Source organism: Catenuloplanes japonicus (genome assembly GCF_000717135.1).
GTDB classification, from domain to species: Bacteria; Actinomycetota; Actinomycetes; order Mycobacteriales; family Micromonosporaceae; genus Catenuloplanes; species Catenuloplanes japonicus.
Window position 1 is genome coordinate 427,678 of sequence record NZ_JNXY01000004.1, and the last position, 25,395, is coordinate 453,072.

Genomic DNA, 25,395 nt, shown 5'->3' on the forward strand with positions numbered 1-25,395 from the left:
CGAGTCGATCAACAGCCCCGGCCCAGACCGCCCGACCCGGACGAAGCCCGGCTCCAGCTCGACCCGGCGCCGAGCGCCGCCCGCCCACCGAGAGCTGGACCGGAGGGGCACGCCCGGGTTTCACTCGAACGAGATCCCGACGCCCTAGTCGGACAATACGATAAACCTTCACGTTCCGGCATGCCCGGCCTGGGCATCCTGCACCAACCGGGTCAGCCGCTGGCCATCCTCGCGCACGGTCTACTTGCCCACCTCAGAGATCGAGCTGGTGCGAGCCGATGGTGACCTTCACGGGGCGGTGATCCGAGACCGGCGCCGTGTCCCGCCTGCCGGCGCCGAAGCCGTCGTGGTCTGCGCCGGTGACCGGCAGGCCGGTCACCGCGGCGCCGGGCAGGTGGTAGGTGGCGTACCAGCGGTCGATCCGGCGGCCCGATCGGTAGCGGCCCTTCGCATCGTGGATCGTGGCCGCCGAGGGAACACCGGCCAGCAGCGCGCAGTCGCGCATCCCGACCCGCTGTGGGGATTCCAGCCGGGCCGCCGCCCTCCGATCGGCCCGGTCCTGCCCGTCCAGCTGGTGCACGTGCTGCGGATGCCACGTCGCGTGCATGTACGGGGTCGTCGTCGTACTTGACCCGGCCGTCGTCGGGCAGCGGCGTGGCCGCCGAGCACGGTGGTGTGCAGGTCATTTCGGCAGTGTGGGCTTCATCGGTCCGGCCTTCGGTGAAACCAGGTCCGGTCGTAGTGCCGTGCCTTCAGCGGCCAGTGATCCGACGGCGTCCGCCCACCACCACAACCCCGTGCCGATCCCTACGCGCGGCGCCTCAGCCGACAGTCCGGGGCCGCGCATCCGCTTCAACTCGACACCGGGAATCAGCACCAAAATGTCGCGGCCGTCGGACATCCGTACCCGCCAGGCGAACCATCCACCCGCGTCGGCGCCGGCATCCCGTTCCGGATCTCCCTCGATCTCTGCCACACGATGCTTGACTACGGTGACGTCCATGTCCTGTTCGCGTGCGCGGACATCCGCGAGCAGCGTGGTAAGCGCGGCCGCGGCGAGTTGCTCGGTGGCGCCTTCGATCTCATCCCCCGGTTTGATCATGAACCGACCCTACGAGACACGACCGTCCCCGCACCAGGTGACGCACGACCCCGCCCACCGCGTGACCAGCAGAAGTGTTCACGACGCGTCGCTGTCCCGGCCGTACCATGCGGCGTGTTCGTCGTAGGTGATCTGGTGGGCGAGGCAGTGGTGCAGCTGGCCGAGGAAGCGGCTGTAGACGCGGCGCAGCGCGGCGGCGTGCCGGTCACCGGCGGCTTTGCGCTGGTCGTAGAGGGCACGGGCGCCGGGTGAGGCGCGCAGGGAGGCGTAGGCCCACAGGTGGCCGGTTTCGGCGAGGATCGTGTTGGTGTGGCGGCGGTGGCGGATGCGCGTGTGGCTGCCGCTGGCCCAGGTCAGCGGGGCGGCGCCGGCGTAGGCGCGCAGCGCGCGGGCGGTGGCGAATCGGGTGAGGTCGTCGCCGAGTTCGCCGAGGAGTCGTGGGGCCAGGTGCGGTCCGAGGCCGGGGAAGCTGGTGTAGATCGGCGCGTGCGGGTGGCTGTCGAACAGCCGGTTGGTGTGCTGCTGGAGACGGTCGCCGGCGTCGAGTGCGGTGGCGATCTGGTCGAGGAGTGCGCCGGTGATCGCCGCGCTGGCCGCGGTGACCTCGGCGTGCTCGTGCAGGGCGGGGGCGTGGAAGACCTCGTGCAGGCGGACAGCTTCGCCAGCGACCCCGCGGACCCGGCCGGAGCGCTCCAGCAGGCGCTCGAGGCGGCGCACGGTGAGGCGGCGCGCCGCCGCCGGGCTGGGCGCGATCCGCAGGATGAGCCGGGGTGCGGGGCGTTGGAGAGCGCTGCGGCCGGGCCAGGCGACGGCCACGGCGGGGAAGTACGTGGTCAGGTGGGCGCGGAGCTGGCTGGTGTGCAGCCGTGCGTTGTGGCTGGTGCGGCGTTGGGCGCGTACTGCGGTGCGGATCGCGCGGACCGCGGGTGTGATGTCCGGGGCCGGCCGGCAGGGGGCGGTCGCGACGACGTGGGCGAGCAGGACGGCGTCGCCGCGATCAGATTTACGGCCCGGGTTGCCGTGCCGGGTCCGGTGGGCGTGGGCCTGCTGCGGTGGGATCGGGACGATCCGGGCGCCGTGCTGGCGCAGGAAGGTCACGAGGAGACCGTCGTTCGTCTCGATGCCGATCGGGATGCGCCGCCACATGCGGTGCACGCCGGCGAGGGCGTCGATGAGCTGGGTGAGCCCGTCGGTGGTGTGCGGTACCCGCAGTTGCAGGACCGGTTCGGTGGGGCTGATGACGGCGAGGTCGTGGTGGGTGGTGGACCAGTCGATCCCGGCCCACAGCTGCCGTGCGCTGCTCATGATGGTGGTCCTGTCGTCGTGTGGGGTGCCGGTCCGGGCGCGCGATCTCACGGAAGAGCTCAAGGGCTCGGGATCTCAATAGGCGTCTCCCGGACCGGCACGTCTCACCACCCGCGGTGCCGCCGCAGCCGTTTCCTGGTGTGGCGGGCCGCCGCAGGGGTTAGATGGTGGTGCCGTGGCTGGCACGGAGCCGGCCGGCGAGCGGCGCGTAGTCGGGGAGCCAGTCGCCGAGCCGGTGCAGGGCCGGGCGGTCGCCGCGGTGGGTGCCGAGCACGACCAGACCACGCGGGGCGTCGGGAAGTGCTTCGGTGCTGCCGTCGGGGCGCAGCCGGTACGCGGGCCGGGTGCTGTCCGGGGCCTGGATCGACATGAGCGTGCCGTCGCCGGGAATCCAGCGGATCGTGTGCCCGTCCAGCAGCGTCGTACGGAAGGTGTCCGACGCGGTGCTGGCAGGGCACGGGGCGGGCCGGCGCGCGGCCGCGACGATGCGGGCGATCTCCGTGCTCCCGGTGACCGGCGCGGCCCGGCCGGCGCGGGACAGGATGATGCGATCCGGCTGGTCCCGGTGCCGGGCTGCCTCGAGGTCGTCCCACAGCCACACCTGCGTGGTGCCGGAGACGAAGACCGGGCCGATGTCCGGCTGGCGGCCGTCGACCGGCACTTGCAGGTCCTGCACGACGACCGCACCCGCCCCGGGTATCCGGCGCTGGCGGGTCATCACCCGCAGCCGGCCGGAGGTACGTGCGTGGGCCTCGGCGAGATTGGCGAACGTCTCCAGGCCGCGGTCGGCCGAAACGCTGTCGTAGCGGGTGTCCGCCTGCCAGGTCTCGGGGATCCACCAGCCGAACACGCGCGGGCCGGGCAGGCGCCGGAATCCGCACAGTGGGCAGCGTGCCCGGTGCTGCTGTCGGTAGCGGACCGGCCCGAGTAGAGGTCCGCCGCCGGTCATCAGCTGCTGCAGCTGCCACCGGAAGATCTCGATCTCCAGGCTGCTGCCGTCGACCGCTTCCAGCGTGCGCGGCCGCCCGGTGACCGGATCGCGGACCTCCGCGATCGTCACCCGCTGCACGATCGGACAGTGCCCGTCCGGCAGCGCATCGGCGGGCGGGCGGGTCGGGTGGAGGATGGTCACGTGCTGCTCCCCTTGGGCGTACTCGCGTACGAGCTGGTGGCACAGCACACCGCTACACCACCATGATCAGACAAGGGATCCTCGGCGTCAGACCGTCACCGGGTCTGGGCCGCTATCGGCACCATGGCCGCAGAGCACGCATAAATATCCTCGCGGCTGACTCCACCGCGCTACGCCGCCACCATAGCGATCCCGGCGCCCCTCGATCCCGGCGCCCCTCGCGCTACCCGTCAGCGCTCGCCCTGGCCGTCGATTCGTCCGACGCCGTTCAGCTGCCATCGTGGGACCAGATGCAGCCTTTCCGCCCTATCGACGGAGCGCCTCGCCGGCGAGGCAGGCCTCCGGGATGGACGACTTCACGTTCCACACCTCGTCCGTGGTGGCGAACTGGACGATCCATCCTGTCGGCCCGCCAAAGGGCTACCACACCAGCGTCAGGGCAACCAGGACGCTACGCGCCGCTTCGCGGTCGCCTTCGGCGATCCCGGCAGCCCTGACGCTGGCGCGGTAGATCGAAGATCAGGCCGACGGGATGGATCTCTCACCCAGCACAAGAATGCAAGATCAACAGCCTCGGGTCGCTACGTGGTGCAAATTGACGCCCGACCCAAAACAAGGTATATTAGTAGTTATCGCATCGGGATGGCAAGCCCTGCGCGACCAGCAAGACACCATCGACCGAAAGGCAACCTCATGTCGGCCCTTCTGCACGAACTCCAGCAGCCGTTGCGGCTCGCCGCGCTGCCAACCCTCGTGGAGACCCTGCGCATCCGGCAGGAGCGCAAGATCGATGCCGTGCTCCCCGCGAGCGCCATCTGCGCCGAGGACGGCGATCTGCGGCTCCGGGACACTGAAAGCCTGCTCACCCCGGAGGGCGTAACCCGTACCAGCGGCCTGTACGCGCCCACCAGCATCTGCGACAGCACCTTGTCCTCGAAGCTGGCGATTCCGCTGCCGTACCTGCGGAAGATGCGCGCCGAGGACACGGGCTTGCTCGATACCAACATCAACACGTGGCTTCGCCGTCTCGAAGACCGCCGCTTCCTGGTCCGCTGCTTCTCCGACGGCCCGGACGGTGTCGGTGTCGCCCGCGCCGTCCTCTCGACCAACTACAAGATCATCGATCACACCGATGTGCTATTCGCGGTGCTACGCGGCATCAAGGAATCGGGGATGGCGGTCACCGCTACGGCGGACCTGACCGAGCGGCGGATGACTGTGAGGGTGCAGTCGGAGGAGATCCGAGCGCTCGCCCCGGCGTTGCTGCGCCGGTATCGGTCGCCATTCAGCGACGCCACCGGCGCCGACGATCCCACGGTGTTCGCCGGGTTCGTGTTCACCAACGGCGAGACCGGCGCGAGCCGATGGACCGTGACGCCGCGGATCGTGGTGCGGGTCTGCTCCAACGGCATGACCATGAACGAGGACATGATCGGTGCTGTCCATCTCGGCGCGGAGCTGGCCGATACCGGTGTGATCGCCTGGTCTGAGGACACGCGGGCGGCGAACCTGACGCTCATCGTGAAGCAGGCCCGCGACGCCGTGCGCAGCTTCCTGGACGTGGATTACGTCACGCGGAAGCTGACCGAGATCGAGAGGAAGGCAGGACGGGAGATCAGCGACCCCCAGGCCGCGATCCAGGTCGTCTCCCAGCGGCTGCGGTTCACCGCCGACGAGCAGCGGGAGATCCTCAACCACTTCATCGCTGGCGGAGACCGGACGGCCGGCGGGGTCATGCACGCGGTGACGAGCACCGCGCAGACACTGACCGATCCTGACGCCGCCTTCGCCATGGAGATGCAGGGCGTGCGGGCGATGGAGATCGCCGCGACCGCCTGAACGCCGCCACCCCCGGAGCCAGTGCGCTCCGGGGGTGGCCCGCGCCCATCCCGTCGCCGTCACGCATGGCCTTGAACAGGCCACCCTCGATCATCGGAGTTACCGTGCCCACATCTCTACGCATCGCCGTTCCTCACGGCGTGCAGCTACCGCGAACCCTGACCGAAGCCGACGCCGTCGACCTGGTGAGCAGGCTCGCAGAACACTACGGATGGTCATACCAGCTCTTTGGCCGAGGCGTCGTCGAAGAGCACCTGGCCGTCAACCGCGACCACCCGGCGGAAAGCAAGTCCCGGCATCGCCTGAGCGAGCAGCAGTGGCGCCGCGTGCGGAAGACCGCAGCCTGGCGGTCGGTACGCAGGGTCGGCATCCGCGCCGTCGTCGAGGCGGGCCTGCTCGATGCGGCCGTCCGGCAGGCGGGTCTGGAATGCCTCGCGTGCGGTGCCGCGCTGGACGCCGCGCCCGATCTGACCTGGAGTCATTGCGCCTCGTGCCTGGTGCGCACCGACCTTGGCACCCTCCAGCAGGCGCGCTGCCCTGCCACCGCGGCCGAAAAAGCGCACCAGTTCGCAGAGTCGAGGTGTGTCCGTTGCGGGATCCCCGCCCCCGAGACGCCATCGCAGTCCAGAGTCGAGCCGGTGCCGGATGATCCGGCCACGCGGCACCTGACGGTCGTACCCGACGCCGCCTGAGGCACCCGGAACGCCCCCGACTTCCCCCAGTGGCGAAAGGGGCTGCTGGCCGCTTGCCGCTTCCACTCGGCCAGCAGCCCCGCCCGCCGATGCCTCATCCGCCCATCATGGCGGACCGATTCTCGGAGAGTCACTATGCAGCACGTCATCGGTACGAACAGGTGCATCACGGTGCCGGACATCATCGCGAAGCTGGCCGCGCGAGGGGTTCCGGAGCACGTCATGGAGGTGTGGCAACAGCCCCCGGGATGTCCGATGCTGGCAATCGGCCCGCGCACGCCCTCCGGCCACTTCCGCGTGATTCTCGGCAGAGTTCACCTCGGCGACCCGCCATACGTCGCGCTTGGCGAGGGCGTCGCCGCGATGCGCGACAACGACGGCACCACCGAGGACGCCATCACGTTCACCGATCAGGACACCGCCTCCACCATCGCCGCCCGGGTGCACACGCTGCTTCACGCCCCGGGCGTGTGCGCCGACTGCGGCTGGAGTCAGGGGGCCGGCCACTTCGACGGCTGCTTCACCCCCTTCACCCGCGCAGCGCGCATCACCGCCGACGCGCTGCGCGCGCTCGCGCGGGTATTCGACGATGCGCAGCTGATGGCCCGAGACGGCAACGAGCTGGCCGCGCGGATCGGCGTGGCGTACCCATTTGGAGCCGCACTGCACGAGGTCGCCGCCGCAGCGCAGACGTGGGCCGGCGCGCTGACAGACATCCCGTCCTCGCAGGATGACATGGCGGCATGAACCGGCTGGCGCGGCTCCTTTAACGAGTCAGTCCCGTAGACCGGAGCGGCCTTCGGCCGCGCTGCCTTACCCTTTCTCGGCCACCGGCTGCGCCGGAAGTGTGGGTGCTGGCCATCGTCAGTCAAATCCGGGACGGGCGAGCAAAACATCATGCGGAAGAACACATGATCTTTTGCTCGAAACCCCCGTCCCGGATGTGACAGCCGCCGTCCAGCACCGGAGCGAGCACGCTCGCCCCCCGCCGGCCGAAAAAGGGCGAGGCCACGAGCCCCAAGTGCGAGCGTTTCGTCGGCACCTTACGCCGCCCGACTCAGACAAAAGAGGCGAACAGGCATAGAAAGGTGGACCTCAGCCCACAAACAAGGTATATTAGTAGCAGCTCGGCAGGGAGGGCAAGCCCAGCCGACATCAGCAGGAGACCACCAGAGAAGGACATCCATGGACGAGGGCACGAATTCCATCGCCGCATACGTACCGCCATTGCGGGTTCTGCGAGGTCACGTCAGTCGCAGCACCGCATACGAAATCGACGGACACCGGTACGGCGTCCGGGTCAGCAAGATCCGGTATTGGGTCGAGACCGCTACGCGCGGCCCAAAGCGGCAGCAGCACAGAGTCATGGCGCAGACCACCAACCCGCACCAGCCCGGCAGCCCGTGGAACAACCCGTGGCCGAAGTCCACGTACTTTCGCTGGGTCATGCTGTGCCTGGACCCGAATGGTCAGATGGAGTGGACCGGAGTTCATGACTTCGACGTGACTCCGGAATTTGACGCCCGCCTGAAGCTCAGCGGCGTCCACGCCCAACTGACCGACCCGGAGCGGGAGCAGTACGAGGTGCTGGCGGACAAGTCACGACTGCGTCGCGGGCCCTGGATACAGTTCGCCCGCACCGTGGACGCCGTGGCCGCACACATCGCGGCCACCGGCGAGGACCCGCACACGCACCGTGGCACCTGGGACAGTCCCGACGGCCCCGTCTTCCTGGGAACCGATCACGTACCGGTCTACCTGGCGAGCGCCCGCTCACGCCCGGCGCATTGATCATCGCCGCCGCGTCCGGGGCGGGCCCCGGACGCGGCACCACCCACCACACCGGACCATCCACCTGGGGTCTCCATATTCCAGGTGGACACGAAATCAAAAACAAGGTATATTATTAGTTATTGACGGGGAGGCAAGCCCCGCCGACACGGCAAGCCACCGCCGAAAGGAACGCGTCTTGACGGTCATCGATTTACTTCCCGGTAGCGCCGAACACGACCCGGCGACCGACCTCTCCGGCGATCGCGGTTTCGCCGACCTGATTCGCGGGCCGCAACCGATGCCCAGGCCCTTGGACACACGGTCGCTGGAGCTGATCGAGAGCGCCCGCGAGCAGGTGACGCACGCGGTCCGTGAGCTGCTGTGCGACGGTCTCGCGGCAGAGTGCCTGGCGATCCCACTCACCGACTGGGAACGGGTCACCCGATTCTGGACGGACGAGTCGATCACTCTTCTCGTCCGGCTCAGTGAGCCCGCCTGCCCGCAGGCCCCCATCGCGGCGGGACTCGTCGCCGACCTCCGGGCGCTGGTGTCCCTGGTCCTGCACCACCACAACCGGTGGCGAACATGGGCCGAGGTCACGGACGCGGCCGAGCGGACCGCGCAGCACGCACGGTGGGCCTCCAACAGCATCCACGCCCTCACCAGCTGACAGCGGCCGGGCGTCCGAGCCAGCACGGCCCGGACGCCCCCCGGCTCGGCTCGCTGCTCCTGGCGGAAGCTCCTATGTCCGCCACCGCCCCACGACGACCGGCCCAGATCGGGAGGCAAGCCCGTGACGGAGTCCGGCCAGCAAGAAACCGATTCCAAGGAGACACCGTGAGCATCACCGCACTGCCCCATGACCTCACCTCGCCAGCAGATGACGACCTGCTCGCCGACGAGGGTGAGGCGAACTCCCACGATTCATCGGTCACAGAGGACCGGGACACCGTCCAGCACACGCCCGGCGAAGCGGACCAGGACGAGGAGCTTCCCGGCCGGTACAGGTCCATCCCCGTCAAGAGCGTCATCGTCAACGAACGCAACGTCCGCACCGATGCCGTCGCCCTGCCCGGCATCGTGATGAACCTGCGCACCAGCGGCATGAAGGGCATGCTCGCGCCCGTCATCGTCGTCTCTCTCGGCACCAGCGACGCCCCGGAGGCAGACCCGGAGATCGTCGCGCAGGCCGACAGCGGCGACGGGGACCACGACGGCGGCGAGGGCAAAGACGCAGACGAAAGCGAAGACGAGGACACCACGACGTACCTGCTGATCGATGGCGAACAGCGGTACCTGTCCGCCGTGGAGGCAGGGCAGAAGAAGATCCAAGCGATCATCCGTGACGATCTGGCCGGTGACCGAGATCAGATCATCGCGATGCTGCGCCAGTCGCACCGCACCGACCCGTCCGGGATGCAGCAGGCCCGCGCGTTCGAGCTGCTGGCCTTGGACGGCATGTCCGACGACGAGATCGCCGACAGCACCGGCTACCTGCCTCAGGTCGTCACCGCCAGCCGCCGGGCAGCACGTATGGGCACCAGCCTCACCGCCTCCGCCGCCCAGACCGGCCTCGACCTCACCCAGCTCGCCAAGCTCGCCGAGTACGCCGACGACGAGCAGGCGGCTGCGGCGCTCATCGCTGCCGCAGAAGACGGCCCGCACGAGTTCGCCCGCGCCGCCCTGCGGGCGGACAACGCCCGCGAGGCCGCACGTCAATGCGAGGTGCGCCGGGCCGCCCTGCGCGCCGAGGGCGTGGCGCTTCTCGCTCAGCGGCCCGATTGGTCCGACAAGACGCACAAGCCGCTGGTGGAGCTGCGCAACCATGACGGCCGCACGGTGACGGCCGACAGCCACCGCAGCTGCCCCGGCCACGCCATCTACCTGACGACCGGTGACCCGAGGCCCCGAGAGTTCTACTACTGCACCGACTACGCCAAGCACCGCCACCAGCTCTACAGCAGCATCAGCGGCGCGCGACGCGGCAAGATGTCGGAAGCCGAGCGCGCCGACCTGCGTATCACCAAGGAGAACAACCGGCGCATGGACGCCGCCAGCCCCGTCCGCCGGGAGTTCGTCGCCCAGATGCTGGCGGCCCGGAAGGCACCGAAGGGCGTCGGACGGCTGGTCGCCCAAATGCTCACCACACACTGCGAGGTGCTGGAGTCCTGGTCCAAGCGCGGTCGGCCGATGCTCGACGAGCTGATGTATCCCGGCAAGGCGCGCCGCCCCGGCACCGCGTACGTTCCGGCCAAGGCCACCGAGGAACGCTGCCGCACCATCATGCTGACCGCGATCGCCGCCGCGATCGAAAGCCGCATCACCAAGACGACGTGGCGCACCGTCGAACCCGCCGTGGCGCTGTGGCTGGAATTCTGCGAGACGAACGGCTTCGCCCTCGACCCGGTGGAAAAGATCATCATCGAGAAGGCGGGTCCGGCCGGAAGGCCGAGGCCGGGTACACCCCCACTGAGCACGACCGTGTCGCAGATCGCGGCGGGCCCGGACATCACTGCGACGGACACAGACCCGGTAAATGACCTGGCGTTCGGTGAGGAGGAGCCGCCGGAGCCGATCGATACCGGCGATGAGCTTGCCCAGCTCGCGGCACTCGTGAGCGCTCCCGGCCCCACGGATGAATCCGATGACGATGACTTCGACGCGTCCATCCCGGTAGCCGCCTGACGGCGTCAGCGTGGCGCGTGCCGGACGCCCACCCGGTGCGCGCCACACCGCCTCCCTTACGGAACCCAGCCACCAGCCGAGCTGGACACTTCCGCACAAACGAGGTATATTAGTAGCTATTGGCGGGGAGGCAAGCCCCGCCGCACCACAGCAGAAACCACCACGGCGAAAGGCATCCATCATGAGCACCCACACCCTGATAGCCATCAAGGCCTCACCTGCCGTGCAGGTCACCGCCGGGTGGGACGGCCCGCTCGGCACGTTCTTCGGCTCAGTGGTCGACAACGGCGATGAGATCTTCGCGGTCGGCACTACCCGGCGGAAGGTCACCGACCCTGCCGTCGTGATCGACGGGCTGCGCCCCTACGCGCTCATCCCCGACAGCCTGCGCGCAACCCTCCGCGCGGACGCCTGGCGTGAGGGGAACCGTCAGGTACCGGCACCGGTCAGCGCCGCACCGGCTTCCTGACCCTCGCCAAGCCCGTCACCGCGCCGGGCGGAGCACGCACGACATGCCCCGCCCGGCTGCGGTTCACGCCGCGGGAGCACGCGTCCCGCGTGCATTGAGCACGCGCTCCGCGTCTCCATCTGCCCGCGCCCCGCTGTGCTCGCCGGCCGCACGGACGCGCATCGAGCGCCCCCGCGCGGGCCCCGCGGCGGCGCCTCACGTGCCGCCGACGGCAGCAACCGACAACACCTCATCCGGTCCGGGTGCCGACGCGCCCGGCCGGCTCCGAAAGGCTTTCAGATGTCCCAACGCTACGAGACGTATCACGGCGGCGCAGAGATCGAGATCGTCCCACCAGGGACTGCTCTCGGCGACGAACTCACCGACGATCACTCCCTGGTCATCGGCAATCCATGGTCCTCCGCCCTGGCACTGACCGGGGGATTCGACGTCATCGAGTCCTTCGCCCGCGAGATCCTCGCCGAGGTCGCCGACGCCCGCCGCACCGCCGACGTCATCGACGTCGAAGAAGTCCCTACGAACGCGCTCTCCGCATCTCCACACCAGCCCTTCGCCACGACGCCACCGCCCACCTACGTCGACACCCCGCACGATGCCGCACACCGCGCCATCGCCGCCGCGCAGGAACTGCGGTGAAAGCCCGCAGAGCCGATGGCGGTACAGAGGCCGCCGTGCGTGAGATGCGTCGACACCTGCGCCGCGCCCGCGCGGCGGCAGAGGCGGACAGCGCCGCCCAGGAAATCGCGGTGCTGCGGGCCGCGCTGGACTTCGCGGTCTCCGTGCGCTGGCCGGACCTGCCCGACATCGGCGTGCCACGCACGGCCAGCATGCGCACCATCGTCCTCATCCGCAGGGCCACCGATCCTGATCCATGGCACTACCTCACGGTGCAGGACCTGAAGCGCGGCGACGAATTCGCCTTCGTCGACGCCGCCGGTTTACCGACCACCTGTCATGTGCTGGAAGCCCGCTTCGGCATCGACACGGACACCTGCCATCTCTACCTCAGCGCACTCGACTTGGTCGGCTTCACCGCCCCTCTACGGGCCACCATCACCCGCGCATAGCCCTATCACGGCAGAACGCGCGGACTCCCCTGTACTCCGCCACGCACCGGCGATCCCGTCCACGCCAGGCCGCAGGTCCGCACGGACACGCTGCCCGGCTCTGATCGGCGCGCCCCGCCGATACCCCGGAAGGAATCTCATTGCGATGACCGAACACACCGACGCCTCCGACAACCTGGCCGGTCGTAGCCCGTACCGGCTGCCGGCCGAGATGTACGCGCCGCAGCTGCCCAGCGACGACGACGCGCCGCTGGCGATCGCGCACGACCACCATCACGGCACCCGGCTGGAGGGCGGGTGCCGTGATGACGGGACCCTGCCCATCGCCGAACGCCACGGCCTCGCCTGGCGGCGCGACTGTGGCGTGCACCTGTCCGGCAGCCGGGACAGCTTCGCCGATCTGTCGCTCATCACCGCGCTCGCCGCGGACCTGCGCGCCGCCGGGCACCGCGTCGCCGTTCACATCGACGACCTCTGGCGGCCTGCCCACGCCCGCCAGGACGACCGCGCGGCCCGCGCCGGGGCTCGCGCGGCCCGGCTCGAATACCGCGCGGGTCTCGCCGCCGGCTGCGCCGCCACCGCGTACGCCGCCGAGCGGGACATCCGCGACGGCTGGCCCCTTGGACAGCCGATCCTCACCGACCACCACAGCGCACCACGGCACCGGCGCGCGCTGGCGCGCGCCGACGCTCACCGGGAGAAAGCAGCCGCCGAATCCGAGTACGCCGCATACCTCACCGGGCGGGCCGCCGCCGCGCGCCGCACCGAGGCCGACGCCCACGGCCACCCCCGGGCCCTCATGCGCCGCCTCGACACGCTCACCGCAGACCTGCGCCGCTGGGAACACGTCGCCGAAACGGCCACGACCCCGGCCAGGCAGCGCCGGGCCGCGCTGGAGGCCGAACGGATCCACGAGGACATCGCCCACCAGCAGGCCGTGCTCGCCGAGCTCGCCGCACGGGACGAGTTCGTCGCCTGGTCACGCGAAGACTTCCGGCCCGGGGACCTGGCCAACATCGGTGGGCTGTGGTGCCACGTCGCGCGCGTCAACCGGGCCAGCATCAGCGTCCTGCGGCCCGACGCCTACCCCGGCGAGAAAGCCCGCCCGGTGCGGTGGGACGCCGTGCACGGCCGCCGACGCGACGGCCAGCAGCACGACACCCCCACCGGCACGCCGTGGCCGGTCGCGCATGCCGTCGCCGTCGACCGGTGGCAGCGCCTGCAGGCACGCGCCGATTCCACCAGCCGCGGCACCGCCGACGAGGCCCGGCACGTGGCCGCCGCGCGCCGGATCGCCGCCGGCCTGCCCGTCACCGCCGCCGCGGCCGAACTCGCCGCCCGGCCAGGCCCCGACCACATCGACGGCCAGCGCACCGCAGCGAGGCTGACCTTGGAGATCTTCGACCGGCTCGCCGCCGGCGACACCCCGGCCGACGTCACCGCCGCGGTCGCCGACTCTGTCGCCGCGCTCCGCGCGCTCTGCCCGCCCCCAGCCTGGACCATGCCCGACGGCCAGCCCATCGACAGGCGCATAGACCAGCTGCAGCCCGGCGACATCATCGCCGGTATATGGGAGCGCGGCTATTCCGGCCGGATCCTCGCGCGCACCGTCTGCGGCCCCGTCGCCGACGTCAGCACCGCCCGCGACCGGCGTGAGTCCGGCACCTGGCACACCATCACCCTCAGCGCCGGCGAGCAGTACGACCACCAGTCACACATCTGGTTCGCCGTCCACCCCCGCCCGTAGCACCCCCGGCGACGCGGCCCGCACGCCTCGCCGGACGGCAGCCTGCCGACCGAGCCCGGACCGCGTCGCCGACTCTTCCAGACAGGACCTCACCATGCGCTTTCCCCTGTACTTGCTGATCTCCCGATCCGCTGCTGGCACCGACATCACCGTGTTCGCCACCAGCACCGACGCCTATACCGCGCGCGCTGCCGCGGCCCGCGCCGACTGGGCACAGCTCGCGGGCCGACCATTGACCGGCCCCGGCCGGCCGACCGACGCCACCGTCCCGGACACGCCCCCGGCCGACGACGAACGAGCCGGCAACTTCGACTGGGCCACCCGCCACGACCAGGGTGCCAACGAATCCAGCTACGTCGAGGAACACCACCTCGACCTCGCCGCACTCGATCCGGCCGCTCTCGCCTGCTGGCAGAACGCCATCGCCACCGAGATCGCGCACCGCACACCGCCACTCACGAACGACGCCGTCACCGACTGCGCCAGCACACCGACGGGCACCTCACCTTCCGCCACCACACCAACACTGGGCGAAGTGTTCGACCCGCGTGAGGTCGGCGTGATGTTCTCCTGGCCCGTGCACGGTGCCGGCCGAGCAATGCCGGTCCGCGACGCGGCGGGCCGGATCCGAGTCTTCGAATCGGACGGACGACGGGTCGGATGGGCAGACATCGGAGCAGTCGAGTGGACGGACAGCCTCCCATGAGCGAGTCACCCCGCCCGCGCGTGGAACTCACCGCGACTGTCTTACGTCACGTGCGCCAAGCGTTGAGCGAGTACGGAGGTGACCAGGCGAACGGGCCGCGGATGGTAATCACTCCCGACCCGGCCGAGCCGTGCTACTTCCACGTCTCGCTACGCACGGCGCCGTCGGCCCACATGATCACCATGCATGTCAGCGTCGATGACATCGAGATGCACTGACCTCACCGCCAGCACAGCCACCTCCGCCAGACATCGATCACACGACGCCTGGCGGACCGCCCAGCGTCTGATGCTGCCTCGCGACGTAACAACCCGGCGATACCGAGAAAGGTAAACGCGGCCGACGCCCACCCCGAAGGGGGAAACACCACAAGGGTGCGTCTGGCAAGAACCGCCGGCCGCTTCAGCAAGAAACCACTCCGAGAACAGCGGCCTTTCGGTCACTGCGCCAGAGATAGGCATCTCAGCCCTGGACTATACCGGCCCACACCCAGGCTCGGGCACTGCGTGTTCCGCCTGGCAGACACGCTGGATGGGCCATATGACCGGTCTCGGAGAGGTAGGCCTCGTGCTTCCCCACATCGTCACCGAATCGGCGGTGCACCGGCGCACCGTGACAGCACCGCCTCAGCCGTCATGGCCGGGAACCCGGCTGCGCACCCGTCGCGCGATACGGCACGATCAGCACATGGCACGCGCTATCGACCGCAGCGGGGACCCTGACGAGCTCGTGGGCACCCACGAGGCCGCACGCGTGCTCGGCTACCCACAGCACAAGGCACTACCACAAGGCCTTCTTGACCGCGCCGACGAGATCGACGACGACGGCCACGTCCTACGGCGCCGGTTCCGGCGCGCAACGCTGTGGGACTACGCCGACACCGGCCTTGGTGCCGGGACCACCGCCGTCGACGGTCCGGAGCACTTGGACCGACGTGGAGTTGCCGAACGCGCCGGCGTGCGCGTCGGCGCCGTGGACGTCTGGATCGCTCATCGGTCTACCAATGGCTTCCCGCCCATGACCCGGGACCACGGGTGCGACGCGGACGCTCTCGACGCGTGGCTTGCACGACGCGCCGAGGAGCGCCGCGGCCTCCTTACCGAGGTCGATTACACCGCCGATCCCGAAGACCTCGTCAGCCAGGCAGGCGTGGCGCGTATCGCCGGCTACGCGAAAGTCGAGAATCTGCGCGGCTCATCGCTGATCACTGCCCTGGACCAGCGCAACAACCCGGAACATAATCAGCAACTGCCCAGCGGCCGCATCCGCAAACGCTGGCCGGTCCGCGTCGTCTGGGAAGTCCTGGAGCAGCGGACCGGCCGGACGGGTCGGCCGACCGGTGCGATCGCGGCCAGCCGTGTCGTCGACCGCAGCGGCGATCCTGACGAATTGGTCGCTGCCGCCGAAGCCGCTCGAGTGCTCGGCTACCCACGTCCCGCCAGCCTGCCTCCACGCGTCCTCGACGCCGCAGACGAGGTGACGACCAGTGAGACCGGCAAGGTCACGCGTCGTCGTTGGAAACGATCGACTCTCTGGGGAATCGCCGGCTGACCGCCACTCCGGCAGCCGGGAGCCGGGAGCCGGGAGATCCGGGCCCGCCCTCGCCGGACTGTGCATCCGTAGATATCCGCTGCCCTCTCGTCGCCGGCGGCCGGTGAGGCGGTTGGGTTCCGGGAGCCTCCGGCGGGCGCTCCGGCTCCGGGGAGGGCGACACGTCCCGCTCACGGCGGGTAGCGTCGGCCCGGTCGCCTTTCGCGGTGGGACGGGTTGCGTCTCGTGAGCCTGGGTGTCCCGTCTGCCATCGGCCGGGCAAGCCTTGCAGATCTTCGGCAGGGCCGCCAGCTCTGGTCGGGGTCGGCATACCGGCGCCCAGGGCGCCTGATGCCTAGGCTGCGGCCGTGTCGTTCGTGGCGGCCCTGCCGAAGATCTGCAACCCAAGGGCGGCCGATGGCAGACGGGACACCCAGGCGGCGGCGGTATGCGTGCATCGCACGCCACACAACAAACCCACCGGCCCGCACTCGCGGTGGCCGATCGAGAAATACCGAAGACGCCCAGCATCGATAGTGAAAAGGGTCGACACCACACCAAAAACTAGGTATATTAGTAGTTGTTGGTCGGGGAGGCAAGCCCCGCCCAACACCAGCAGGAACCACCACTCCCAAGGAGCAGCGTGCAGACCTTCGTCACGATCACCGCCGAGCACCTCACCGACCTCATGTCCACGATCAAACGACTGACCGGCGAGGCCAACACCGACGAACTCACCGGCCTACCCAACCGCCGCAGCCTCCTCACCGAGTTGCACCGCCTCGAACGCATCAACAAACCTTTCAGCCTCCTGATTTTCGACCTCAACGGATTCAAAAAGCTCAACGACACCCACGGCCACCGCGCCGGAGACAACGCACTCCGTCATGTCGCGCGCCACCTCCACACCGCCGTGCACATCTTCATGAACGATCTCTTCCCCGCACGTCTCGGTGGCGACGAATTCGCCGTCATCATTCGCGGCAACGCCGCAGACGGCCACGCCATCGCACACATCATCCTCACCACCCTCGCCGAACAGGAATCCATCTCGGCCAGCGGCGGAGTCACCTACCGCGACCACTGCCGAGACCTCACCGACCTCATGGGACGCGCCGACCGCGCGATGTATATCGCCAAGCGCGACCGGCACACCGTCATTCCGGGCATCCCGCCGTACATCACCGACCGCCTGCACCTCACCGGTCCACCCAACACGGGCCGACGCAGGTTCCGCGACTCCTGACAGCTCGCCCAGGCCCGGCCCGCCCCACAGGCGGGCCGGGCGACCCAACGCGCCCTCAGGACACCAAAGGAACCGGCATGTCATCCATCACCGCGCGCGCCCTGCTCGACACCTTTTCACCGGACGCCACCAACCGCACCGCCGCCATGATCGGCACTCTCGAAGCCGCGCGCCACGCCATCCACACCGCGCACGCACACACGACCCCATGCGCCAGCGCTCCCCGGTTCACCAACGAGCCCCTGCTGACGATCGCGGACGCGGCACGCCTATACCGGACCGCCATCCGCATTCGCCACCACCTCCGCCGCGCCGTCACCTGCACATGCGACCGCACCACCCACGAACACTTGCGCGCGCAATGCCGCATGTTCACCGGTCTGTGCAATCTCGCACTGCGACACATCCGCAATCCCGAGGTATTCACCGAAGCGATCGTCAACCGATCCGCGCGCGTCATCGATGACTACTCGGTCTATCTCCTCACCGGCGACACCCAGCAGCTACTACGCAAGCGCGCGTGATCCAACCACCCCACAAAGCCTTAGGAACACAAGAATGAAGTCACGCGACATTCAAGACCATCTGCCCATCGCGCCACGCCAAATAGTCACCACCCACGGTGCGCTCGAACTCGCCAAGCAGTCATACGGGCCCGCCTACCTCATCGCGGTACTGATGCTCTTCAGACGCCACCTGAACGGCGACTGGGGACACGTCGACAACTTCGACTCTCGCAGCAACGACGACGCTCTCATCAGCGGTTATCGAATCCTCGCGGCGTACACCCTCTGCCCGATCGGATGCGGCCGCGCCGTCAACGGCGCATGTGAACCGCACAAGGTCTGGATCATCACCGAAGCAGACCGATCAGCGACCACCATGCTGCTGCCCTCGGAGTACTAGCCACCGCGCTGCCCCGGCCGCCCGATGCCGCAGCCGGGGCAGCGCCCAACCGAGAGCGGCACGAGACACACGCGGAGACCAGCCCGCCGCCGCCCTCCAGGTTGCCGGGACAGAAACACCGAGGCTGCATCACGCAGCCACAACGCCACCGCGCACCTCGAACGCCCCACCCCACTTGCGGAGCAACCACCGTGACTCACCGATCACGCTTTTCGATCACCGCGACCGATGACCACACCGAGCATCGCGTCACCCGCGACCGCACTCAGGGCGGAGACATCATCCGCCAGTGGCGCACGCGAGGCGACGGCACGCACACCGTGACCATCCATACCGTCCACCCGCAGTACGGACGTCTACAGCGCGGCACGATCCGCCGCTCCCCTGACGGCGGCTGGACGTTCACCGATCACGAATTTCACTCTGCACCGCACAGCTATCCCGACTACATCGACGCCGAAGACTCCCTCATCGCATCCACGTCCGGCCTCGACACGATCGAGGCCGTCTGCCCAGAATGCCGCACCCAACCGGCCCGCAACTCCGGACTGTGTCTCGCTTGCACCCTCGCCACCCATCCCGCCATCCCCCTACGCACCAAGCCCACCCATCACGATGGCGATCCCTGGTATTGCGGCCAGGGATGCCCCGGCCCTCATCACACCGACCAGGCCCCCGCCATCTGCCCGGAATGCGGAGGCAGCGGTAGAGCGTGCCGGCCGGAGTGCACCGAGCGGCCGCGCCGATACGACCCGTGGGACGGCCGCACCGGCATAGACGAGTTCTACGCCGACTACGACTGAACACGATTCAACAACGCCCGAGAACCAAATCCCACGCGCCACTAGCCGACCCGATCTGAAGAGAACGGCGCAGCATAAGATTCCCGCTTCAACCCATCAGTCCCGCCCTCACTCTCCGAACCGACCGCGCGCCGCCCAATGGTCACGGATGGTCCGGTGCGGCGACCACGCCGCACCGGAACATCCGTCAGAGCATTGACGAAAGCTGCGACATCCTTCTCTGACACACGGCGATGCGCCGCGCGGACCTGCGTCACATCGACGCCCGCAATCTCCGCCGCCACCGCGTCATCCCGCAACAGCACCGCCAGGCCCGCCAGCGCCACCAACAGGCCCATGTCCGCCGCCGCCACCTCAGCATCGGCACGCGCTACCACCTCATGTCGACGCTGCGCCGCCGCCTGTGCCATGCGTGCCCGTGCGGCCACCTCACGCACCGCCGCGTCCTCACGCCGCCGCCTCACCTGCAGGGCCGCCGCCGCCCGATTCGTCGTCTCACTCGCCATAGCCCCGACCGTAAACACCCCGCCGACGATCAGACACCATCCGGCTCGGATCAAACAAACAGCACCATTTGTTCCATCCGAGCCACACTTTCCACAATCACATTCGTCACTAGACCCTGGCCTCTCAAGGCGCTTTGAGCAGCACGTCCGTCATGGATAACGTTTTGATTGAGTCCGCGCGATACACCCCCTTGCATTCCGGCGGGCGCCGGCGCCTTGTTGATCTTCTACGGTGGGCTGGTGCTGACCGTCACGAGGATCTCTCCGGGGGCTGGCTACCGGTACCTGACGGAGCAGGTCGCCGCCGGCCGGCACGACATGCGCGCCCCGCCGGGTGATCCGACCCCGTACTACGCCGATCCGCAGGCGCGTGGTGAGGCGCCCGGCTGGTGGGCCGGCGCCGGCGCTGATGTCCTGGGTGTCGGCGGGTGGGTGTCGGAGCCGCAGATGCGGTTCCTGGTCGGTGAAGGCCGGCATCCGACCGCCGGGTATCGGCTCGGGCGGGCGTGGCGGATATATGCGCCGCAGACCGATGCGACCCGGGCGGCGGCGGTGGAGCGGGCGTGGGCGGCGCTGCCGGAGGACGCCACGGTCGAGCAGCGTGACAAGGCATGGCTGGACGTCATGACCGCGCCGGAACGCCGCGCCGTGTCCGGATATGACGTGACTGTTTCTCCGGTCAAGAGCGTGTCGCTGTTGTGGGCGTTCGGCGACGACGACATCAAACGTGAGGTGATGGCCGCGCATCACGCCGGTGTCCGCGCGGTCCTGGACCACCTGCAGCGGCACGGGGCGATGACCCGCACCGGCACGGGCGGGGTCCGGCAGCTCGAGACCGCGGGGCTCGCGGCGATGGTCTTCGACCACCGCTTCTCCCGCGAACGCGACCCGCAGCTCCACGCGCACATCGTGGTATCCGCGAAGGTCCGCACCCTCGACCGCGACGGCCGGCCGCAATGGCTGGCCCTGGACGGGCGCGCGTTCTATCAGGCGACGATCGGCGCCCGGATCGCCTACGAACGCGCGATCGAAGGGGAACTGTGGCGGCGGCTCGGCGTCCGGTTCGCGGCGGTCGATGGCATGTCCACGCGCGAGATCGTCGGGATGAGCCCGGCCTCGTTGCGCCGGTACGCGAAACGGCGTGCGCTCATCGCCGGCGAGATGGACCGCCGGCTGATCGGACCCGGCGGTGAGCGCTGGCGGCTGTCGGACAGGCGGTGGCGGGCGCTCGCGCAGGACGCCACGCTACGCACCCGCGACCACCTGCACGGCGGCGAATCGACCGTGCAGGCAGTCGCCCGCTGGCAGGCCGAAGACCACGCGGCCGGCCTGCACACCGCCGCCGATGTCCGCCGCGTACTGCGCCCGGGGGCCAGCCGCAACGAAGCGGTGGTGGCGGGCCGGACGGTGCTGCGGCACGCGCTCCAGCACGCCAGCCGGTCCTCCGCGGTCACCGAGGACGACCTGCATGTTGCAGCCGGCCGACTCGGTATCCGCGACGGCCTGCGCCAGGCTGCCGTGGACGCTGCCGTCCGCGCGCACCCGCAGCTGGCGGTCGCGCGCGCGATCCGCACTCTCGCCGCGGAGCGTGCGGTCTGGGGTGTCGATCACCTCGAGCTGGCCATCGGCCGGATCCTCGATATCGACGAGCGCACCGACCCGGCCACGGACTGGGCCCGCGTGCAACGGCTCGCCGCGCACGCCATCGCCACCCACGCCGGCGGTCTGCGAGTCCTCACCCCGCCCTCGCCGGTCGCATTCGGTCCGAGCCTGCAACGCACGATCGACGGTGAATGCACCTACACCCGGCACCGGTCACTTCGCCTGACCAGCCTGCCGGTCCTCGCCGCCGAGAAGGAGGTCATCGCGCACGCCGCCCGGCGCGGCGCCACCCCCGTGCCGGACACGGTAGTCGCACAGGTGGCCGCCGAAATGCGGCTCAGCGTCGAAAAACACCAGGCGTTGCGGTTCCTCACCGATGACCGGCGGGTGGCCGGTGTCGTCGGCCCGGCCGGCGCCGGAAAGACATACCTGCAACAGGCCGTCGCGACCGCGGCGCATCGAGCGGGGGTGCCGGTGCTCGGCCTCACGGTCGGGCAGTCCGCCGCCGGCGTGCTCGCCGACGCCACCGGGATGCGCACGGAGAACCTGGCGAAGTGGCTGCACGCCCAGCACACCCCGCCCGCCGGTGACCACGCCGGCCGGTGGCAGTTCGCACCCGGGCAGTGGGTGGTCCTGGACGAGGCGTCGCAGGTGTCCACCCTCGACCTCGTCCGGCTCCTGCACCTGCTCGATCGGGTGGACGGCAAGCTGATCCTGGCCGGTGACCCGCAGCAGGTGCCCGCGATCGGGCCCGGCGGCATGTTCCGCCACCTCCACACGCTCGGCGCGACCATCGAACTGCGCGAGCTGCACCGGTTCACGCACCAGTGGGAAGCCACCGCCTCACTACGGCTGCGGCAGGCGGACCCGACCGTCCTGGCCGAGTACGACCGCCGCGGGCGCATCATCGGCGGCCACCGCGACACCATCGTCGACCAGATGGTCACCGCCTGGGCCAAGGATGCCGCCGCCGGCCTGGAGTCGGTGATGCTCGTCGGCACCCAGAGCGAAGCCGCCGCGGTGTCCGTGCGTGCCCGTTCGCGTCTGATCGCCGCGGGCGTGGTCTCCACGCACCGGCAGGTCCGTCTCGGCGACGACACGCACGCCGGTGCCGGGGACATCGTCGTCAGCCGCCGCAACGACCGCCGGCTCACCACCACAGAAGGCCTGCGATGGGTTACCAACCGCGACCGGTGGCGCGTCACCGCCATCACCACCGACGGCGCTCTGGCAGTGCGGAACCTGCGTACCGGTGAGGACGTGGTGCTGCCGGCCGGGTATGCGCGCCGGCACGTGCAGCTCGGCTACGCCGTCACCGTCGACTCCGCCCAAGGCCAGTCCGTCGACGTCGCCCGCGCGCTCGTCGACGACACGATCACCGCGCAGCGGCTCTACGTCATGCTCACCCGCGGCGCCCGGACCAACGTCGCGTACGTCGTCACCGACGACGAACCACCGGAGGGGACACCGCCGGCGCCGGAGACCGCCAGCGTCGCCGTCCTGGCCGACATCCTGCGCCGCGCGACACCCGACCGGTCCGCCACCGAAACGTCCGAACAGTTGTGGGCCGACGCCGACGCCCTGCACACCTGGGCGCCGATCTACGACGACCTCCTCGCCCGCGCCCAGACCCCCGCCTACCTGGAGATCATCGCCCGGTACACCGCGCCGCACATCGTCGCCCGGCTCGCCGACGACCTGGCCATGCCCGCCCTCGTCCACCGGCTCACCACCCTCCAGGAAGCCGGCTACGACCTCGACCCGATCCTCAAAACGACCATCCAGGGCCGCGAGCTCGACACCGCCGACGACATCGCCGCGGTGCTGTCCTGGCGCCTCGACACCCTGACCGGCCGGACCCTCGCCGACCCCCGCACCGCCACCACACCCGGCCCCGCCCTCACCTACACCGCCCGCATCCCCGACCTGCCCGCAAGCGACATCACCGACGCCCTCCGCCACGTCGCCGCCCTGTGCGACCAGCGCACCACCGCCCTCGCCGACCTCACCGCCACCCACCAGCCCGCATGGGCGCGCCGGCTCGGTCCTGTCCCCGACGACGACGCCGGCCGGCAGCTGTGGCTCGCCCACGCCGGGTTCGTCGCCGCCTACCGCGACCGGTACCAGATCACCGGCGAGCACCCCATCGGCGGCGAACCACCCACGGCGGCGCTCGCCCAGTGGGCGGCCTGGCACCGCGCCCGCATCGCCCTCGGCACCGCCACCGCCGCCGGCCACGTCCGCGACGCCGACACCACCACCCTCACCGCGCTCGTCGCCGCCCAACGCGCCGCGGACAACGCCGCACCCCCATACGTTGCCGACGGCCTGCGCGCCGCGCACGTCGACCTCATCCAGGCCGAGGAACACGCCCAGGCACTACGCGCCCAGCTCGCTGCCGTCACCACCGCCGGAACCCGGGCCAGCACCCACGCCGCCGCGGCGAAGCCCCGATGGTGGCATACACCCCGCCGGCGGGCGCAGCTCACCGCCCGCCGCGACATCCACCAGAAACGCGCGACCGACGCCGCCACCCGCGCCGACTCCCTGCGGACCGCTGTGGAGGACGCTGGCCGTGTCGCCGAGACGATGCGGGCGCGGATCGGCGGGATGGAGGACCGGCACCGGGAATGGGTGCGCTGGTACGTCAACGCGCTCCCCACCCGATACCGCGGACTCGCCGCCAACGCCGAGCGCAAACGCCGCCTGCGCAGCCGCGTCACGGCCGTCGCCGACGCCGTCCGCGACACCGCCGCACGCGTCCACGCCATCGACGGCACCCGCGCGCAACCACACGCCCAGCCGGCACCGGACCGGCTCACCGACCTGGCCGACGCGGCACACCAACGGCTCGATCCAGGAGCACCGGAACTGGAGGCATAGGCGGTGACGGGACATCATTCGGTGGCGTTCGTCGACGAATCACACCTGAAAGGGCCCGAGTCGGCGGGCTTCTACCTGCTCGCGGCCGTCATCGTCGACCAGGACGACGCGGACCAGGCACGCAGCGCGATGCGTGACGCAGTCGGCACCGACTTCTTCCACGCCACCACGCTCCACCACCGTGCCCGGTTCCGCGTCGTCGAAGACGCCCTCGACGTGGTATCCGCGCACGCCGGCTGGGTGCACATCGTCACCCACGCCCCGCTGGACGTCGGGAAACGAAATCGCACGGCAGCGCTGCCTCAGCCAGCTCCTGCCGGAACTCAACCGGCAACGCGTGCGCGACGTGCTGATGGACAGCCGCGGCGCCGACCCAGACCCGGAAGAGCGCGACATCAACGACATCCGCGACCGGCGCACCTACCGCCAGCTGGTCCGCGAAAGCATCATCAGCCCACGCATGGCACTCCGGCACCAGCCCAGCCCAGCCGCGACGAGGGACTGTGGATGGCGGACGTCGCCGCCTGGGCCGCACAACGCGTCCTGCGCAGCGACGACCCCGTGTGATGGAACCGCATCGCGGACGTCACCACGGTCACCGACGCCGTCACCGGCACAGACCTGACGATCCGCGGGAACGGAGGTGGAGATAGGGCCGCTCTGCCAGACGGTGATCGCGGCCCCCAGAGAGCGAGCCAAAGCGCTCCACCCCTGTTACCACCGCCAGCATACCCGCCCGCGACAGGCGTGCTGCCACCGTTTCCTGACGCCACCCTCACCGACCTGGTCAGGCAAAGCCTCTACGCACGACAGGCACAAAACCGCGTCGAGAACCGGCTCTCCCGATCTCTCACCGAACTGACGGCAGAGGTGCGCAACCTCCACGACACCATTCAGCGCATCACCGCGCCACACCCTCCTGAGTCCGGCGTGCACGGCGTAGCGCCACTCCCCGACACGAGCACGCCGTCCAGATTAGACGACAACGGCGACCGGCGCGCGCTGAAGTGATGGTCCGGCTGGGCGGCGATGGGCGTGCCTGGGCCCGCAACGGCCACGCTCGGGTTCTGACCCCCTTAGTCGGAAGGCATGTCCCAAAGGCGGAGTGTGCCGTCGGCCGCCGCACTGGCCAACGTGTCGTCTTTCGGGCTGAAGCGAAGTGAGATGACACGGCCGGTGTGGCCGGAGAATGTTGCGACCGGCTTATTGGTCGCCGTCATTCTTACCTGGATGGTTTCGTGGTCGTCAACGGTCGCGATGAATCGATTGGTGGATGACACGACCGCACGCATGTCCGCTTGGGCAATGAGCCATTCCGCGCAACGAGTCGCCGACTCTGAGTGACCGGCGGTCGGAGTCCACACGCGACACGCCGAAGGTGTTGCGCTGCAACGAGAAGACG

General features: G+C 69.8%; 25 protein-coding genes. 18 read left to right on the forward strand and 7 right to left on the reverse strand.

Features of this window, described 5'->3' with window-relative positions:
* Window positions 1-253 precede the first annotated feature (253 nt).
* From OP04_RS08955 to OP04_RS08970, 4 genes are all read right to left on the reverse strand, one after another.
* Complete coding sequence (locus OP04_RS08955; protein ID WP_033339010.1) at window positions 254-607, reverse strand: hypothetical protein; 354 nt, start codon at window positions 605-607, stop codon at window positions 254-256.
* A gap of 75 nt (window positions 608-682) precedes the next feature.
* A complete protein-coding gene (locus OP04_RS08960) occupies window positions 683-1,102 on the reverse strand; it encodes a hypothetical protein (protein ID WP_033339011.1) in 420 nt (139 codons plus the stop codon).
* A gap of 78 nt (window positions 1,103-1,180) precedes the next feature.
* A complete protein-coding gene (locus OP04_RS08965; RefSeq protein WP_033339012.1) occupies window positions 1,181-2,407 on the reverse strand; it encodes an IS110 family transposase in 1,227 nt (408 codons plus the stop codon).
* A 160-nt stretch (window positions 2,408-2,567) separates the two neighbouring features.
* A complete protein-coding gene (locus OP04_RS08970) occupies window positions 2,568-3,539 on the reverse strand; it encodes a hypothetical protein (protein ID WP_157239553.1) in 972 nt (323 codons plus the stop codon).
* Window positions 3,540-4,232: 693 nt separating this feature from the next.
* On the opposite strand from OP04_RS08970, the gene OP04_RS08975 reads away from it, so the two are divergent.
* The 16 genes from OP04_RS08975 to OP04_RS53120 all read left to right on the forward strand — a co-directional run bounded on the left by OP04_RS08975 (window position 4,233) and on the right by OP04_RS53120 (window position 19,002).
* Window positions 4,233-5,378 (forward strand): hypothetical protein, encoded by a 1,146-nt coding sequence (locus OP04_RS08975; protein ID WP_033339014.1) that lies wholly within the window; start codon window positions 4,233-4,235, stop codon window positions 5,376-5,378.
* Between the two features lie 104 nt (window positions 5,379-5,482).
* A complete protein-coding gene (locus OP04_RS49395; RefSeq protein WP_157239555.1) occupies window positions 5,483-6,070 on the forward strand; it encodes a hypothetical protein in 588 nt (195 codons plus the stop codon).
* A 135-nt stretch (window positions 6,071-6,205) separates the two neighbouring features.
* Window positions 6,206-6,817 (forward strand): hypothetical protein, encoded by a 612-nt coding sequence (locus OP04_RS08985; RefSeq protein ID WP_033339015.1) that lies wholly within the window; start codon window positions 6,206-6,208, stop codon window positions 6,815-6,817.
* Window positions 6,818-7,435: 618 nt separating this feature from the next.
* Window positions 7,436-7,861, forward strand: a complete 426-nt coding sequence (locus tag OP04_RS08990) for a hypothetical protein (protein ID WP_033339016.1) — start codon at window positions 7,436-7,438, stop codon at window positions 7,859-7,861.
* 292 nt (window positions 7,862-8,153) lie between these two features.
* Window positions 8,154-8,513, forward strand: a complete 360-nt coding sequence (locus OP04_RS08995) for a hypothetical protein (protein WP_157239557.1) — start codon at window positions 8,154-8,156, stop codon at window positions 8,511-8,513.
* A 167-nt stretch (window positions 8,514-8,680) separates the two neighbouring features.
* A complete protein-coding gene (locus OP04_RS09000) occupies window positions 8,681-10,528 on the forward strand; it encodes a ParB/RepB/Spo0J family partition protein (RefSeq protein ID WP_051797293.1) in 1,848 nt (615 codons plus the stop codon).
* A 181-nt stretch (window positions 10,529-10,709) separates the two neighbouring features.
* A complete protein-coding gene (locus OP04_RS09005) occupies window positions 10,710-10,997 on the forward strand; it encodes a hypothetical protein (protein WP_033339018.1) in 288 nt (95 codons plus the stop codon).
* A gap of 279 nt (window positions 10,998-11,276) precedes the next feature.
* Window positions 11,277-11,633, forward strand: coding sequence for a hypothetical protein (locus OP04_RS09010; protein ID WP_033339019.1), 357 nt, complete (start codon window positions 11,277-11,279; stop codon window positions 11,631-11,633).
* Between the two features lie 35 nt (window positions 11,634-11,668).
* Window positions 11,669-12,064: a hypothetical protein gene (locus tag OP04_RS09015; RefSeq protein ID WP_157239559.1), complete on the forward strand. Its 396-nt coding sequence runs from the start codon at window positions 11,669-11,671 to the stop codon at window positions 12,062-12,064.
* Between the two features lie 145 nt (window positions 12,065-12,209).
* On the forward strand, window positions 12,210-13,811 hold the full coding sequence (locus OP04_RS49400; RefSeq protein ID WP_051797295.1) for a DUF3560 domain-containing protein: 1,602 nt from the start codon (window positions 12,210-12,212) through the stop codon (window positions 13,809-13,811).
* Window positions 13,812-13,905: 94 nt separating this feature from the next.
* On the forward strand, window positions 13,906-14,517 hold the full coding sequence (locus OP04_RS49405; RefSeq protein WP_051797296.1) for a hypothetical protein: 612 nt from the start codon (window positions 13,906-13,908) through the stop codon (window positions 14,515-14,517).
* A gap of 687 nt (window positions 14,518-15,204) precedes the next feature.
* Window positions 15,205-16,068 (forward strand): hypothetical protein, encoded by an 864-nt coding sequence (locus OP04_RS49410; RefSeq protein ID WP_051797297.1) that lies wholly within the window; start codon window positions 15,205-15,207, stop codon window positions 16,066-16,068.
* A gap of 622 nt (window positions 16,069-16,690) precedes the next feature.
* On the forward strand, window positions 16,691-17,293 hold the full coding sequence (locus tag OP04_RS09040) for a GGDEF domain-containing protein (RefSeq protein WP_051797298.1): 603 nt from the start codon (window positions 16,691-16,693) through the stop codon (window positions 17,291-17,293).
* A gap of 77 nt (window positions 17,294-17,370) precedes the next feature.
* Window positions 17,371-17,817, forward strand: a complete 447-nt coding sequence (locus OP04_RS09045) for a hypothetical protein (protein ID WP_033339022.1) — start codon at window positions 17,371-17,373, stop codon at window positions 17,815-17,817.
* Window positions 17,818-17,851: 34 nt separating this feature from the next.
* Window positions 17,852-18,199 (forward strand): hypothetical protein, encoded by a 348-nt coding sequence (locus tag OP04_RS09050; RefSeq protein ID WP_051797299.1) that lies wholly within the window; start codon window positions 17,852-17,854, stop codon window positions 18,197-18,199.
* A 191-nt stretch (window positions 18,200-18,390) separates the two neighbouring features.
* Entirely contained in the window at window positions 18,391-19,002 is a 612-nt protein-coding gene (locus tag OP04_RS53120; protein WP_157239561.1) for a hypothetical protein, read from the forward strand.
* Window positions 19,003-19,043: 41 nt separating this feature from the next.
* Here OP04_RS53120 and OP04_RS09055 read toward each other — a convergent pair whose 3' ends face one another.
* Window positions 19,044-19,508 carry a hypothetical protein gene (locus tag OP04_RS09055; protein ID WP_157239564.1) on the reverse strand — a complete coding sequence of 155 codons (465 nt, stop codon included), beginning with the start codon at window positions 19,506-19,508 and terminating at the stop codon, window positions 19,044-19,046.
* 240 nt (window positions 19,509-19,748) lie between these two features.
* Between OP04_RS09055 and mobF the strand changes: the two genes are divergently transcribed.
* Window positions 19,749-23,993 (forward strand): MobF family relaxase, encoded by a 4,245-nt coding sequence (gene mobF, locus OP04_RS09060; RefSeq protein WP_198153770.1) that lies wholly within the window; start codon window positions 19,749-19,751, stop codon window positions 23,991-23,993.
* Between the two features lie 39 nt (window positions 23,994-24,032).
* On the opposite strand, the gene OP04_RS53125 is transcribed toward mobF, so the two are convergent.
* The gene (locus tag OP04_RS53125) at window positions 24,033-24,251 is read right to left on the reverse strand and encodes a hypothetical protein (RefSeq protein WP_157239566.1); all 219 of its coding nucleotides are present in this window, start codon (window positions 24,249-24,251) and stop codon (window positions 24,033-24,035) included.
* A gap of 489 nt (window positions 24,252-24,740) precedes the next feature.
* On the opposite strand from OP04_RS53125, the gene OP04_RS53130 reads away from it, so the two are divergent.
* Entirely contained in the window at window positions 24,741-25,004 is a 264-nt protein-coding gene (locus OP04_RS53130) for a hypothetical protein (RefSeq protein WP_157239568.1), read from the forward strand.
* A gap of 65 nt (window positions 25,005-25,069) precedes the next feature.
* Here OP04_RS53130 and OP04_RS51520 read toward each other — a convergent pair.
* Window positions 25,070-25,395, reverse strand: a 326-nt coding sequence (locus OP04_RS51520; protein WP_408606714.1) for a WD40 repeat domain-containing protein, incomplete at its 5' end; no start/stop codon positions are given.